This is a genomic window from Ruminococcus sp. (genome assembly GCF_016283395.1).
Genome location: NZ_JAEEMU010000042.1, coordinates 18,217 through 32,650, shown reverse-complemented (window position 1 = coordinate 32,650; position 14,434 = coordinate 18,217). Strand labels below are relative to the sequence as shown.

The 14,434-nt window shown below is 44.3% G+C and carries 13 protein-coding genes; all 13 read right to left on the bottom strand.

The genetic code is table 11. From position 1 onward, the window contains the following. Nucleotides 1-46 precede the first annotated feature (46 nt). Nucleotides 47-865 (bottom strand): putative RNA methyltransferase, encoded by an 819-nt coding sequence (locus QZZ41_RS09545; protein ID WP_295071004.1) that lies wholly within the window; start codon nucleotides 863-865, stop codon nucleotides 47-49. A gap of 9 nt (nucleotides 866-874) precedes the next feature. Next, on the bottom strand, nucleotides 875-2,332 hold the full coding sequence (locus QZZ41_RS09540; RefSeq protein WP_295071001.1) for a Nif3-like dinuclear metal center hexameric protein: 1,458 nt from the start codon (nucleotides 2,330-2,332) through the stop codon (nucleotides 875-877). Nucleotides 2,333-2,430: 98 nt separating this feature from the next. Next, entirely contained in the window at nucleotides 2,431-2,706 is a 276-nt protein-coding gene (locus tag QZZ41_RS09535; protein WP_028518435.1) for a zinc-ribbon domain containing protein, read from the bottom strand. Nucleotides 2,707-2,803: 97 nt separating this feature from the next. Continuing rightward, a complete protein-coding gene (locus QZZ41_RS09530; protein WP_295070997.1) occupies nucleotides 2,804-3,385 on the bottom strand; it encodes a sigma-70 family RNA polymerase sigma factor in 582 nt (193 codons plus the stop codon). 100 nt (nucleotides 3,386-3,485) lie between these two features. Continuing rightward, on the bottom strand, nucleotides 3,486-4,973 hold the full coding sequence (locus QZZ41_RS09525) for a hypothetical protein (RefSeq protein WP_295070994.1): 1,488 nt from the start codon (nucleotides 4,971-4,973) through the stop codon (nucleotides 3,486-3,488). Nucleotides 4,974-5,397: 424 nt separating this feature from the next. Further along, on the bottom strand, nucleotides 5,398-5,991 hold the full coding sequence (locus tag QZZ41_RS09520; RefSeq protein ID WP_295070991.1) for a helix-turn-helix domain-containing protein: 594 nt from the start codon (nucleotides 5,989-5,991) through the stop codon (nucleotides 5,398-5,400). Nucleotides 5,992-6,197: 206 nt separating this feature from the next. Beyond that, nucleotides 6,198-7,331 carry a cell division protein FtsZ gene (ftsZ, locus tag QZZ41_RS09515; protein WP_295070988.1) on the bottom strand — a complete coding sequence of 378 codons (1,134 nt, stop codon included), beginning with the start codon at nucleotides 7,329-7,331 and terminating at the stop codon, nucleotides 6,198-6,200. Between the two features lie 183 nt (nucleotides 7,332-7,514). After that, nucleotides 7,515-8,621: an FtsQ-type POTRA domain-containing protein gene (locus tag QZZ41_RS09510; protein WP_295070986.1), complete on the bottom strand. Its 1,107-nt coding sequence runs from the start codon at nucleotides 8,619-8,621 to the stop codon at nucleotides 7,515-7,517. A gap of 21 nt (nucleotides 8,622-8,642) precedes the next feature. Beyond that, nucleotides 8,643-9,902 (bottom strand): UDP-N-acetylglucosamine 1-carboxyvinyltransferase, encoded by a 1,260-nt coding sequence (murA, locus tag QZZ41_RS09505; protein ID WP_295070983.1) that lies wholly within the window; start codon nucleotides 9,900-9,902, stop codon nucleotides 8,643-8,645. A 166-nt stretch (nucleotides 9,903-10,068) separates the two neighbouring features. Next, nucleotides 10,069-10,941: an alpha/beta hydrolase gene (locus QZZ41_RS09500; RefSeq protein ID WP_295070980.1), complete on the bottom strand. Its 873-nt coding sequence runs from the start codon at nucleotides 10,939-10,941 to the stop codon at nucleotides 10,069-10,071. Continuing rightward, nucleotides 10,938-12,071 (bottom strand): undecaprenyldiphospho-muramoylpentapeptide beta-N-acetylglucosaminyltransferase, encoded by a 1,134-nt coding sequence (gene murG, locus QZZ41_RS09495; protein ID WP_295070978.1) that lies wholly within the window; start codon nucleotides 12,069-12,071, stop codon nucleotides 10,938-10,940. The genes QZZ41_RS09500 and murG overlap by 4 nt, the downstream gene beginning before the upstream one ends. A 2-nt stretch (nucleotides 12,072-12,073) precedes the next feature. Continuing rightward, nucleotides 12,074-13,351 (bottom strand): FtsW/RodA/SpoVE family cell cycle protein, encoded by a 1,278-nt coding sequence (locus QZZ41_RS09490; RefSeq protein WP_295070975.1) that lies wholly within the window; start codon nucleotides 13,349-13,351, stop codon nucleotides 12,074-12,076. 33 nt (nucleotides 13,352-13,384) lie between these two features. Continuing rightward, nucleotides 13,385-14,425, bottom strand: a complete 1,041-nt coding sequence (gene mraY, locus QZZ41_RS09485) for a phospho-N-acetylmuramoyl-pentapeptide-transferase (protein ID WP_295070972.1) — start codon at nucleotides 14,423-14,425, stop codon at nucleotides 13,385-13,387. Nucleotides 14,426-14,434 lie beyond the last annotated feature (9 nt).

The window sequence follows — 14,434 nt, the reverse complement described above, 5'->3', positions numbered from 1 at the left end:
TAGTGTTTATATTAATTCAGCAGCATTTATTGCGAGCCATGAGCAATCAGATATTGCGATAGACAAGCAACTCAAAATCTGCTTTTGTTGTTAATTGGTTTATTTGTAACAGTCTCTCCTGCTGTTCACGTCCTGTCCTGTAGTAATAGGGAGTCATGGAAAACAGTGCGTTTATATCCTCCTGACTGTCAAGGTGCATCTCATAAGTCACACGCTTTTTGCTCACAAGCTCGAATCCTTCAAGCTCATAGGGCTTGACTTCGTTCTTATAAGGAGTATCATATATAGCCTGTTTAAGCTCCCAGAGATGATCTTCCGAAGGTATAGCCATTATCATTATACTGCCTTTTCTGAGGACTCTCTGAAACTCCTCACCGCAGTAGGGAGCAAATAATGTTACCAGCATATCACATGAGCTGTCTGCGACAGGTATGTGGAAAACGCTTGCAACAGCCAGTTCTGCCGATTTGATGCGCTTTGAACAGTACTCGACCGCGGTTTTTGAGATGTCTATACCGCAAACTAACGGTTCAGTACCATTATCTTTCAGCTTATCAATTATTGCTGCTGTGTAATATCCCTCACCGCAGCCTGCATCAATTATGACCGAGCCGCTGAGGTTATAGGATACAGCATCACACAGCGCGTCACAAAGGGGCGAATAGTAGCCTTTATTCAGAAAATCTCTCCTTGCCTGCACCATGAGCTTATTATCACCGTGAACAGTCTTGCCCATATGCTTCGAGAGTAGGAGATTAACGTAGCCGCTCCTTGCCCTGTCAAAGCTGTGTCCTTTTTCGCACACGTAGGAATTTCCTGATAAATCGAGCCTTTTTCCACATACGGGGCATATGAATATACTCATATTCTCACCTCAGACGTACTCGCAGGGATCGACAGAAGCTGCTGCGATCTCAATATCGAGCTGTGGGAATTTTTCTTCCAATACGCGGCGAAGCTCCCATAAAACGATATTTTCCGTGTGGAAGTGACCGCAGTCAAGCAGTGCGATACCGCTGTTGTTGGCATCTATCCACACATCATGCTTCACATCGCCTGTTATAAGTGCATCGCAGCCCTTTTCCAAAGCTTCTCCCAGCATAGAGCCACCCGAACCTGAGCAGAATGCGATGCGCTTGATTTTTCTGCCGCTATTATTCACACGAACATACTCGCAACCGAAAACGCTTTTGCATACCTCGGCAAGCTGCTTTGCAGATACTTCCTCATCAAGAGTCACTATCCAGCCAAGACTGTTCTCGCCGCCAAGCTCCTCAAATGGCTCAGGGTCACCCACAGTTCCGAATTTTTCGCTGAGCTTGCTCAGTATTACTCCATTAGTGCCGCCCTTTGCTATGTCAAGATTGGTATGCATACAAATAGCACCGATACCGTCAGTTATGAGTCTGTAAACAGGATCGCTTTTCATAAGACGCTTTCTCGGTTCAAAAATAACAGGGTGATGAGAGATAATAAGGTCTGCATTCTTTTTGAAGGCTTCGTCCACAACATCATTTGTAATATCCAGTGCAAGGAGTATCCTTCTGCACTCTTCAAGGGGACATTCCACAAGATAGCCTGAATTGTCCCATTTTTCCTGAATTCCGAAAGGATAGAGGCTGTCGAGAAATCCTATGATATCACTTACATTTTCAGTTCCGATGCCGTTTTTAAGCTTTGCAGAAATAGCTTCATAGTGTATCGCTTCACCTGTTTTGCCTGCTTTTCTGAGACTTTCGGCAACTCTGAGGCAGCGTTCCGCTTCACGGTCAAGATATTTACGCGAAACAGGCTCTTCTTCGTTAATATGACCAATAAGGCTCTCAGTTTCAGTAAATTCAAAGAGAATATTCGGGTCATACTCTGCTTTCATTACGTTGTAGAGCTTATCGCCCTCTTCAACGATGATATCGTCCCAGATGACAAAACCGATCTCATAAAGCTTTTTGCGGAGTATTTCGGGCTTGGTCATTGGCTGAATTATCCAGCTTGTCTCTTCATTTGCTCTTCCCGACCTGGCGACGCGCTCCATTATATCAGCGATAGTCTCTCCGCCCATGCCTGCAATAATGATATCGGACACACCGTTAAGTTCAACATTGTCAAGTCCGTCGGAGAGTACCAACTCTACGCTGTCCTTTACTCCGTACTTTTCTACAGTATTACGCGCAGCTTCAAGAGGACCTTCCTTAACATCGGAAGCAATGACCTTGCTGCACTTTCCGCTCTTTACCAGTTCAGCCGCGAGGTATGCGTGGTCTGTACCGACATCTACGGCGATTCCATCGCCGCTGACAAGCTCTGCAATTTTCTTCAGTCTGTTATCAAGCATTTCTGCACCTCATAAACTCAAAAATAGCGCACTGCACGGCAGTACGCATAAACAAAACCAAGCACAGCCGTTTCCGACTGTGCTTTCGGTCTTATCAATTATGCTTCGTTCATCTTTGCAAAGCACTCGCTGCAATAGACAGCTCTTCCTTCCTTTGGCTCAAAAGGAACTTTTGCTTCGCCGCCGCATGAAGCGCAAGTTGCTGTGTACATAACGCGCTCAGCCTTGCCTGCGTTCTTTCTTGCATCACGACATGATTTGCATCTCTGTGGCTCATTTACGAAGCCTTTCTCTGCGTAAAATTCCTGTTCACCTGCGGAGAAAATAAACTCCTGACCGCACTCTTTGCAAACTAATGTCTTGTCTTCGTACATCTTAAATACCTCGCTTAATTATTTCTTCGACCACGGTTGGACTTCCACCCACATCTTTGTAAAACAACGCTCTCTGGCTTGAGCTACACGGTCATATTCAATTTATGTCGTGCATGACAGCACGTATCTTTTTTCTTGCACGCTGCATGGCATTGTCAACAGCTTTTTCGGTAATACCGAGCTTTTCAGCTGCACTCTTATAGCTTAATCCCTGTACGCACAGAGTAAGAACATTAAGCTCTGTCAATGACAGCACCGAGCAGATGTTTTTCCAGAGCTCAGAAAAAAATTCTTTATAAAAATAAATGCTTTCGGGAGTTTCATCAACAGACAGTACATCTGCTGCCTCATCGTCATCAATGCGCTCTGCAAAAGAAGTATTCTTAACAGATCTCTTTGAAAGAGTCCTCATACGATTAACGATGCATACCTCAGCAAATGTCGAAAACTTTACTCCCTTTTTAGGATCAAATGCGTCGATAGCTTTAAGGAGACTCAGCATACCTTCCTGATGCAAGTCATCACTGTCAGTTTCGGCAGTAGCATATATCTCCGATTTAATAAAAATAAGTCTGGAATAGCGTGATATAAGGACAGCTGCTGCTGTTTTATCGGTCTTTCCGAGAACGGCAAGTTCCTCATCAGGTTTGCTGTTCAGTTCGTTTAAATTGAAATCCAAATCAAGCAAGATATCCACCCAACAATCTGCATTTTCCATACAAGTGTATATTGCCGACTCCCTTCGGATCACTCCGAAGGGAGGTCGGTAATTCGTCATATTAGTTCTCAGTATCCTTAGCAGCTTCCTCTTCAGCAGCCTTTAAAAGCTCTGCCATATCGAAGTTGAAGCTTGCGCTCTTATTGCCCTGTGCAGGCTTGTTCTGCTGCTGATTCTGAGCAGGTGCCTGTGCAGGCTTATTATTGTTGTTGTTGTTGAAGTTATTATTGTTATTATTCTTGTTATTGTTGTTATCCTTATTGAAGCCGCCTACATTAGCGAAAGGATCGCTCTTCTTATCGCCTGTCTTTGCAGAAGGAAGATCTGAAAGATCAGCTCTCGGAGCCTTTGAAGGTGAAAACTCAGCCTTAGGAGCTTCAGCCTTCTTTATAGTATTCTCATCAGCCTTTGCAGTATCAACAGTCTTGCGAGCTTCACCGATAAGGTTCTGAGCTTCGCCCATTCTGCTTGTGCACTGTCCTGTAAGGTTATTGAGTACAGACTTGATATCAGCAAACTTGCTGTTTACGCTCTCGATCTCTGTAAGGAGCATCTCGCGTACAGTCTTGGACATTGAATTTACCTTATCAGCGTGTGCATTAGCCTCATTGATTGTATTTCTTGCCTGATCATTAGCTTCCTTGATGCAGGTCTCAGCAGCAGCATTTGCAACTGCAACAGCCTTTTCAGCCTCGATATTTGCATCATCAAGTATCTGAGCAGCCTTGTCATTAGCTTCCTTAGTAACATTCTCAGCATCGATCTTAGCCTGATTCTGGATCTGGTTAACGTTCTTCTGAGCTTCTGCGAACATTGCCCCCATCATAGCGATAGGATTGCTTCCCTCTTCCTTGAGCTTTGTGATCTCATCATTGAGAGACTTGATCTCAGCGTCCTTCTTATCAAGTTCAGCAAGCTTTCCGTTTTTCTCTGAAAGCTCCTTGTTCTTAGCATTGATATCCTCAGAGAGCTTAGCGATCTCCTGCTTGAGCTTAGCTATCTCACCGTCAGCAGCAGCACCTGTTGCAACAGCTGCGCCTGTAGAAGCAGCCTTCTGCTCGGCAGCCTTGAGACGATTTCTGAGATCTTCTATTTCCTTCTTAGCAGCTTCAAGTGCAGCTGTTGTCTGTGCATTAGCCTGTGAAGCGTTTCCGCCTGCTGCAGCCTTCTGCTCAGCAGCCTTGAGCTGTCCCTTAAGTGTTTCTATTTCCTTCTTAGCAGCCTCGAGAGCAGCAACAGATGCCTGTCCGCCGCCGGCAGCCTTGAGTTCAGCTATAGTTTTCTGAAGCTCTTCGTTTTCTCTTTTAGCAGTTCTGAGAGCATTGTTGGAGGTATTGAGCTTCTCCTGAAGGTTCTCGACCTGAGATAAAGCCTTTTTCAGCTCGTCAGAATTGCTTGCAGGTCCATTCTCCTTTAAAGCTTTATTTTCTTCCTCAAGGGCAACTATCTTTGAATTGAGTTCGTCAAGATATGTAATAACGTCCTCTTTCACAAAGCCTTTTTGACCTATTTTGGTTTCTCTTAATACTGTTGGTGTTGGTTCGCTCATGGTACACTCCATTCCCCTCGTTAAGAACGAGGTTAAAAATTTAAGGAACAAAAACCCGCACTCTGACACAGTGAAGCTCTTCTCATTGGTGATATTGCATATAAATAAGCCTTCACAGTATAAGAATACAGGTTCTGCCGATTTATGCCTTATATAAATTATAACATATTGCCTATATTATTTCAACTATTGAAATGTAGAAATTTTGGATTGATTTTAGTGCACTTTACTATAAAAAGCACTCAAAATATACCATCTGTACATTTTACAGTCGCTCTTTTTAACTTTAAAGGTAATAAATATATATTTATTTACAATTAAAAAATATAAAATGATAAAGAAATACAATTTTGACATAAAATTAAGCTTCCGCCCTGAAAACGACATATCATTTCAGAGCAGAAGCCTATTATGCACTATGCTTTTACAGCAAATAATGACAGATAAGCGCAAGAATTGCTCCACTCAAAACATAGCTAAGCAAGAATATCAGTATCTTTTTCTTTTCAGCACCGCGCTTTTCAAGTTCTTTTGCCTTTTCAATATCGTCAAGCGACTCGCCTTTCATAAAAGCTATTACCTCGCGGTAAGTCTGAACATCGTTGTCCTTCTTTATTTGCTCCATTTTATGGAATGTCATAAATATGGCTGCCGTCAGTGCTCCTGCTAAGAAAAGTCCGATAAGCCGCCCAATCTCGCCTCCCCTGTCAACAAGCAGCGTCACACCGAACATCAACACGAGTAATTCGACAAGTGCCAGATATTCAAGTTTTTTCAGCTTTCTTCCGTCATTCTTTGTAATAGTCTCTTTCATAGTATCAACATCTCCTTTGATAAGCTCATCGAGCGAAACACCGAAGATATCTGCAAGGATTATGAGGCTGCGGACATCGGGATAGCATTTGCCAGTCTCCCAGTTGGATACAGTCTGACGGCTGACATACGCGCGTTCTGCCAGCATCTCCTGTGACCAGCCTTTTTCATTCCTCAGCTTTTTTATTCTCTCATGCAGTTCCATAACATTTCGCTCCTTCCACAAGGGTACTTCCCTTGTCCGAACTCATCATAGCACGATGCGTGATACATTTCAACCAAATCTGCTTTGCAGTAGCGTTTTTTCTCTGCAAAATCTGTTTGACATGGCTATATATCGAAATATTCACTATCTGTACTCAATAGCGTATATAACAAAAAAGCGGCCCATTCGGACCGCTTATATTTTTATTAGTTGCCAAGCATCTTGAAGATATCATCAAGATCGTAATCCTGACTTGATGAAGGCTGTGCAGGTCTCTGCTGCGGAGCACCATAGCCAAAGCCGTCAATAAGAGGATTGTCAATAGGAATGATCTCCTCCTCAGGAGCTTCCTCGATAGGAGCATCAGCAACAGGAGCTGAATCATCATCGAAGCCTGCTGCGATAACTGTAATAGTCATCTCATCCTGCATATCTTCCTTGAATGCTGTACCGAAGATGAACTCAACACCCTCAGCAGCTGTATCTGTGATCATCTTTGTAGCTGCATCAACATCAGATGAAAGGATATCTTCTGACATTGCGATATTGATAAGGAGTCTCTTAGCACCCGAGATAGATGTTTCAAGAAGCGGGCTGGAGATAACTGCGTTTGCTGCATCTCTTGCCTTGTCCTTGCCTGTACCGTGACCGATAGCCATGTGAGCATAGCCAGCGTCCTTCATGATAGTTGAAACGTCTGCAAAGTCGAGGTTGATGTATCCTTCCTCAACGATAAGATCAGAAATGCTCTTTACACCTGTCTTGAGAACGTCATCTGAAAGAGCGAAGCTCTGCATCATTGTAAGAGGCTTGTCAAGACCTACGAGAAGTCTCTCGTTAGGGATAACGATAAGAGAATCAACATACTTTCTAAGTTCTGCGATACCTCTTTCAGCCTGTGCCATTTTCTGCTCTCTCTCAAAGAGGAAAGGCTTTGTAACAACAGCAACAGTAAGGATATCCATTTCCTTAGCGATCTTAGCAACAACAGGAGCAGCACCTGTACCTGTTCCGCCGCCCATACCTGCTGTAATGAAGATCATATCAGCACCCTTGAGGTGTGTCTCGATCTCATCGCGGTTCTCCTCAGCACTGCGCTGACCGATCTCAGGCTTATTACCTGCGCCTCTGCCCTTTGTGAGCTTAGCACCGATCGGTATTCTTGTTGTAGCCTTTGACTTGTTGAGAGCCTTTGCGTCTGTATTGATAGCGATATATTCTATATTATTAACGCCCGAATCTACCATGCAGTTTACAGCGTTTCCGCCGCCGCCGCCTACACCTATGACCTTTATATTAACATCGGGTTCGAGTGTTTCCTCATAATTGAAATCTGACATTTGAACTCCTCCTACTATTTATTATCCTTATAAATCATCAAATTTATATATTAGCCTATAAATACACTTTATATTTTAGCATACTGAGTCTTTTTTTTCAAGAGTAAATAAAACATTTTTTAATTTCTGCGAATTTAACAATAACGAGCGGCATAATTTCAGCATTTTGTACATTTTTATTCCTTACCACTGCTGTGTTGCACCGTCATAATTGCCGTAATCTCCACTGTTATCACTGTATCCGCCACCATTATCGTAGCCGTTATCGTTCCGCCACTGACTTCCGTCATCATAGCCGCTGTTGTAGTCATAACCGTTATCCGTCCACTGGTTCTGTGCCTCTGTTTCGGGCTCGTGCTGAGTCGGCGCAGTTGTACTGTTGATGCGGTCAAAGTCGGCTTCCTGTTCGGGATTTCGCTCACCGCTTCCTATCTCGTCGATAGGGTTGCCATATTCATCTGTTTTAGGCTGTGTTGTCGGCTCGATGATACCAGGTGTCGAAGCAGGAGAATCGCTTGTTCTGAAGCTGCACTGGTTTGAGCCTATCATTGTAAGATAGCCTTTTTTACCCTTTACGGTATCGTCGTTCATTACATTCTTGGCAAGATTGAGCTTGTATTCAACATCGTTCCAGTTGCCCATTTTGAATATCATATCGTTCTTATACTGAACGATTATGGAATGTTCATCGCTCATATCAACTATGGATATATTGTCATCGCCCATTGATACCATTGTTTTTATAAGCTCGTGGAACGCCTCATTCTTATGCTCATTCTCCGAAACAACAGGCTTTCCCGGAGTCAGCTGTGACGGATCGAGTCCGCTTATCACAGGGAGTCCCTCCGTGATAAAATCGTTGCTGGCAAGTATCTTGCCTTTTTTGCTTACAATTAGCACTCCGCCTTCGTATTGCACATTGAATGCTGGTATACACCTTGTTACTGTTATTTCAAGTGATGATGGAAAGTCTCTTTTCACCTTTGCGGTCTCTACATAAAGAAGTTCATCAAGTATCCTCTGTTCACTCTTTTTCAGATCGAGTCTGAGAAGATTATCCCCCTCTTTTATACCCGATGCCACAACTATCTCCTCAGCGGAATACATATCGGATTCTCCCGAAACGCGTATCTCGCTGATGTTGAAAAGGAAAGTGTAGCTTATGGTTATTCCTGCGGTTATTGCCAGCAGAAGTCCCACAAGTCCGTAAACATTCATCATTCTTTTTCGCCGTCTGATACGTTTACGGCTGTTCTTTCTCTCGACACTTGTTTTCTCGACGTCTTTCATACTTTCTCCAGACTTTCCGCCTCAGACCCGACGCATATCTCCGCCGAGAAGTCTTACGGCTTCTTCAATTTTTTCATATCCTCTGTCAATATGACAGATCCGACTTATCTCGGAAGTCCCCATACCGCAAAGTGCAGCTATTATCATCGCTGCTCCTCCCCGAAGGTCGGTAGCCTGCACATTTGCACCGCGAAGCTTTTCAACTCCCTTTACAACTGCGACTTTGCCAAGCACCTGTATATCTGCTCCCATTTTTATAAGAGCATCTGTGTGACGATAGCGGCAGTCGAAGATATTCTCCTCGAAAATGCTCGTTCCGTCAGCAACAGCAAGCGCAGCCATGAGCACAGCCTGTGCATCTGTAGGAAATCCGGGATGAGGCATTGTCCTTATCCTTTCCTTTAAAGCACGCAGGCGCGAACCGCTGCGCAGGTATATTTTATTTTCTGATGTATATATGCTGCACCCCGTCTGCTCAAGCACCGAAAGGAACGGTTCTGTTTCAGGAACGCAGGCATTTGTAAGTATAAGCTCGCCATGTGTGGCTGCGACCATTGAAAGGTATGTCGCCGCAGCTATCCTGTCGGGCATTATTGTATATTCACAGCCGTGAAGCTGTTTTTTTCCTTTAATTATGATCCTGCTCTCGCCATCGCCCTTTATGTCGGCTCCGCAGTTTCTCAAAAATCCGCAGAGATCGCATATCTCAGGCTCACGGGCAGCATTGTTTATGACAGTCTCACCGTCGGCGGTAACTGCACAGAGGATAATATTCTCAGTTGCGCCCACCGAAGGAAAAGCAAGCGATATCTTTGCACCCTTTGCTCTGCCGCCAACAGCCTTGCAGATTATGCTGCCGCCGCTTTCGGTAATATCGACACCCATTTTTTTAAGTGCAGCAAGGTGCATATCAATAGGGCGCGGACCAAGCTCGCAGCCGCCGGGGACGCTTACAACACATTCCCCTGCTCTGCCAAGCATAGCACCCATGAATATTATTGAAGAGCGCATCTCGCGCATAAGCTCCTCGGATACATGAGTCTTATCTACTACCTGCGAATCGATCACCGCTGTTTTATCCGAGAATGTACACCGACATCCCACACAGTTCAGTATCCTTGAAGCTGCATAAACATCTGTAAGCTTAGGACAACTGTGCAGCGTACACTCGCCGCAGCAAAGCAGTGCAGCCGCCATTATGGGCAATGAACTGTTTTTGCTTCCCTGCAGTGCAAGCTCGCCGCGCAGGCTTTTGCCGCCCGTTATTATGAATTTCTGCATTAAACCACCTCACAGCATTTTCTGTATTGTATGCCTGTGAGGGATTTTTTGTTACAAATCAAAATCCAGCTTGCTGAATTTTGAGTTGAGCCGTTAGCAGTTAAGCCCATTGTAGGGGCGAGTTCCGCTCGCCCGACAATAAAGCGGCAAAGCCGCTTCCTAATTGCTAATTACAAAAGACTGAATGTAAGAATTTACTGAATGTATCCGACATTTCATCGGGTATGAAAGCGTACATCATGTGTCCTTTATCGGACAGATGTACATCTCCGCCGCATTTTTTTGCGTAGTCTATCCCGACCTGTCTCCACGACACATTTTTCGCCAGAGTTTTCATATCACTTATGTAAAAGCAGCACGGACATTTCAGAATACCTGTATTTTCGGCTTTCTGAGCATTTTCTGTCATGTGCATGGCTTCATCGGTAAATTCGGGATTAGCGATGTTCTTATAGAACATTTCCCTGTATATCTTCTTTTCCTCGTCGTTAAGCTCGCTGCCGCTGAGAAGTCCCGAAGCATTTTCAAGCTTGTTTTTAAACAGCTTTGTCAGAAGTCCGCCTTTAGCCACTTTTTGCAGCAGCTTCTGCTGCTTCTTTACCATGCCGCAGCGTTTTTCCTCGCTTACTTCCTTAGCCTGCAATACCGCCATAGTCGGTATGCCCATATCCATGCTCAGCACTGCTTTAACTTCATCGGGATAGGTATTTGCCCAGTATACAGCCTCAAATCCCGAATAGGAATGTGCTGCGAGAACATAAGGCGGCTCAATGCCTGCTTTGAGAAGTGCTTCTCTGTCCTCACTGACGAGGTTTTCGATAGTTCTCGGAGTTTTCGCACTGCCGCTGAAGCCGTAGCCTGCCTTTTCAATGACAGCTATGCGGTAATTCTTTGACATTCTGCGATATATAGGCTTATACTCAAGTACAGGACAGGTAACGCCATTGCCTGCCATAAAAACTATGGTAACATCGCCGCTTCCCTCGCTGTACACATTGAGCTTTACGCCGTTTACTTCAACTTTTTCACCTGTGTTCATTTTTTGCTCTTTTCAATAAGTTTATCTATTACTGCAAGTATTCTGTCATTTGTATCTGCAAGGTGGAGCTTTGCTGCACTTTCGGACATTGACTTTACCTTTGCGCTGTCGCCGTAGAGTTTTTCTATCTCGGCTATCATGCGCTCATTTGTAACGTCTTTCTGCTCAATGACTACTGCCGCACCTGCATTGCCGAGCACCATTGCATTGTGATACTGATGATTTCCTGCAACTATAGGTGAGGGAATAAGTATTGAAGCCTTTCCTGCCGCTTCAAGCTCAGCAAGTGTGGACGCACCCGAACGGCATATAACAAGGTCTGCCGCAGCAAGACATACGTCCATATCATTTATATACTCGGTGATGCGAAGTCTGTCATTTTTGAGAGGGATACCCGCGGCTTTCATAGCCTGTGGGAAAGTATCCTTTCCCATGCCTCCGTAGCCGTGGATATGGTTGATGTCAAGTCCCTTCCCAACGTGCCACTTGATGACCTCGGTCATAGTCTCATTTATACAGCCTGCACCGAGACTGCCGCCGAATGAAAGGATAGTGAAGCTGTCGTCCATGCCCAGCTTCTTACGTGCTTCCTCGCGGCTCATTGTATTTATATTGCTCCTTACGGGAAGTCCCGTAACGCTGTACTCAAATTTGCTCTTGTCCATGAACTTGAGTGCTTCCTTGACAGTGAGCATAACATAGTCCACTTCCTTTGAAAGAAGCTTGTTTGTTACGCCGGGGTAAGCATTCTGCTCATGGATAGCTGTAGGTATGCCCATTCTTGCAGCTTTCCTGATAACAGGACCTGCTGCATAACCGCCTGTACCTATGGCGATATCGGGCTTGAAGCCCTCTATTATCTGCTTTGCCCTCCTGCCCGAAGTGACAAGATAAGCTACAGCCTTTGCATTTCTTCCTATATTTTCGAGAGATATCTTTCTCTGAAATCCTGCGACCTTGATAGTCTCAAGTCTGTATCCTGCTTTCGGGACAAGCTTTGCTTCCATACCTTTCGGAGTTCCTGCAAACAGGAATTCCGTATCGGGATATTTCTTCTTTATTATATCAGCTATTGCAAGTCCCGGATTTATATGACCGCCTGTTCCGCCGCAGGCAATGAGTACTCTCATGTTCATGCTCCTTTTAGCTCAGCTTTTTCTTCTTTGACAGCTTTTTTCTTCTTTTTCGGTTTAGGCTTTTCATCGGGATAATACCTGTGCTGAGATATATTCAGCATTATTCCCATTTCCGCCAGCTGCATTATGAGGGCAGTACCGCCGTAGCTGAAGAACGGAAGGCTGATACCCGTATTAGGTATAAGATTGCTTACAACTGCTAAGTTAAGAACAGTCTGTATTCCTATCTGTGTGGTGATACCGACAGCTATGAGCATACCAAATCTGTCCTTGCAGCGTACTGCAATGGAAAAGCCTTCAATAATCAGAAGGAAAAATACTATTATAATCGCAAGTGCTCCTACGAAGCCAAGTTCTTCGCATACTATAGGGAAAACGAAGTCGTTTTTTGTCTCAGGGAGATAGAGGTACTTCTGACGTGAGTTTCCGAGACCAAGTCCGAAAAAACCGCCTGAACCTATAGCTATTATAGAGTTTGCATTCTGCCATGTGTCGCCGAGCTTATCGGCAAAGGGATCTCTCCAGGCTTTTATTCTGGTACTTACGTAACTGCCGGGTACTTGTGCCTGCCATGAGATATAAGCAATCGCAAGTCCGAGAGCAGCTGCTCCGAAAGCAAGAAAATGCTTTCTGTTTACACCGCCGCAAAGTATCATAGCTATAGCGATAGTGCTTATAAGAATGATACCTGAGATATGCTTTTCAGCGGCTATAAGAACTACATAAACTCCGAGAATAACAGCGTACTTTACTATACCTGTCTTGAGATCATTCATCTTATCACCGTCGCGCTCCATATTATAGGCAAAGAAGATGATAAGCGCAAGCTTCGCGACCTCGGACGGCTGCAAGTTGAGCGGACCGATGTCTATCCAACGTCTTGCACCCATTGAACCGCCTTCATCGTTACCGAAAATAAGCACGGCAACAAGAAGTATTATGCCCGCAAAATACAAAAGGCTTGCTATGTTGAATTTTTTCAGCACAGGGAGCTTTAAATTCTTTAAGTTATGATAATCCATCTTCATAAAGAAGATCATTGCGACAAAGCCAACTATGGCATTTTTTGCCTGTTTTTTTGCATAGTAAAGACCATCACCGCCGTGCTCGCTGTATGCCCACGCATAGCTTGCTGAGGACATCATTACGATACCGACAACAAGCAGTATCATAACGTATGCAAAGAACGAAAGGCTCAGGTCTCCTTTTCTTCCTCCCGAGAAAAAGTTCGGGATAGAAACGTGCTTTTTCTTTTCAGTTTTGCTTGCTGCCATTTTTCCTCCTTAAAGTGGTGACGATAGCTGACATTAGTTAAGTGCCAGCAGAGTAATTATGCCCAATACTCCGAAAATCATGCCGAAAAGCGAAAAAGATATCACTATCTTGTATTCACTGAATCCGCTCATTTCAAAGTGGTGGTGGATAGGAGTCATTTTGAATATACGTCTGCCCTCGCCGTATTTCTTCTTGGTGTATTTGAAGTAAGTCACCTGTATCATTACGGAAAGTGCTTCAAGGATATACACAAGAGCAACGAGGATAAGCAGCAGGTGCTTGTGGAGGATAAGTCCCACACCTGTTACGGCTGCACCGAGGAACATTGAGCCTGTATCGCCCATGAAGCATTTTGCAGGATTTAAGTTCCAGAGCAGAAATCCGAGACAGCCGCCTGCAAGTGCCATAGTGAAGCAGGTCATCTCATCCTTTTTGAGGATAGTGCAGCATACTGTGAATATGAGCATAGCTACAAATGTTACAGAACCGCAGAGTCCGTCAACACCGTCTGTGAGGTTTACCGCATTAGTGAGGTAGATTATCACAGCCAGCATAAGTATATAATAGAATATTTCCAGTGAAGGCGACTTCCAGAAACCGAGGTCTATACGTGTCTCGCCGTCACCGAAGAAGTGGATCACTGCAAGAAAACCTACAGAGAATAAAAGCTGTAAAGCTATTTTCTGCCACGGAGTAAGTCCGTCATTTTTCTTTCTGGCTACCTTTGTGTAGTCGTCGATAAAACCGATGATACCGAATGCTGCGGAGAAAAGTATACAGCCCAGCATAAGATAGAACGGATAAAAGCTCTTCTTATCGGTAGTATCTATGCCCACTTTCCACCTGTATATCCAATAGCCTGCAATAGCAGTTATGACAGTTGATATAATGAACATGAAACCGCCCATTGTGGGAGTTCCCTGCTTCTTCGCGTGCCACTTAGGTCCGTCAACAGTTTTTATGGGCTGACCGAATTTTATCTTATGCAGGAAAGGTACAAGGAATATACCCGAAACTCCTGCTATCACGAATGAAAGAAGTGCTGTGACAAGATTAATTATCCAGAAAGACATTTTAAAATA

Coding starts and splice junctions, on each gene's coding strand:
- QZZ41_RS09545 (WP_295071004.1), bottom strand. CDS start 865: ATGAGTATATTCATATGCCCCGTATGTGGAAAAAGGCTCGATTTATCA.
- QZZ41_RS09540 (WP_295071001.1), bottom strand. CDS start 2,332: ATGCTTGATAACAGACTGAAGAAAATTGCAGAGCTTGTCAGCGGCGAT.
- QZZ41_RS09535 (WP_028518435.1), bottom strand. CDS start 2,706: ATGTACGAAGACAAGACATTAGTTTGCAAAGAGTGCGGTCAGGAGTTT.
- QZZ41_RS09525 (WP_295070994.1), bottom strand. CDS start 4,973: ATGAGCGAACCAACACCAACAGTATTAAGAGAAACCAAAATAGGTCAA.
- QZZ41_RS09520 (WP_295070991.1), bottom strand. CDS start 5,991: ATGGAACTGCATGAGAGAATAAAAAAGCTGAGGAATGAAAAAGGCTGG.
- ftsZ (WP_295070988.1), bottom strand. CDS start 7,331: ATGTCAGATTTCAATTATGAGGAAACACTCGAACCCGATGTTAATATA.
- QZZ41_RS09510 (WP_295070986.1), bottom strand. CDS start 8,621: ATGAAAGACGTCGAGAAAACAAGTGTCGAGAGAAAGAACAGCCGTAAA.
- murA (WP_295070983.1), bottom strand. CDS start 9,902: ATGCAGAAATTCATAATAACGGGCGGCAAAAGCCTGCGCGGCGAGCTT.
- QZZ41_RS09500 (WP_295070980.1), bottom strand. CDS start 10,941: ATGAACACAGGTGAAAAAGTTGAAGTAAACGGCGTAAAGCTCAATGTG.
- murG (WP_295070978.1), bottom strand. CDS start 12,071: ATGAGAGTACTCATTGCCTGCGGCGGAACAGGCGGTCATATAAATCCG.
- QZZ41_RS09490 (WP_295070975.1), bottom strand. CDS start 13,351: ATGGCAGCAAGCAAAACTGAAAAGAAAAAGCACGTTTCTATCCCGAAC.
- mraY (WP_295070972.1), bottom strand. CDS start 14,425: ATGTCTTTCTGGATAATTAATCTTGTCACAGCACTTCTTTCATTCGTG.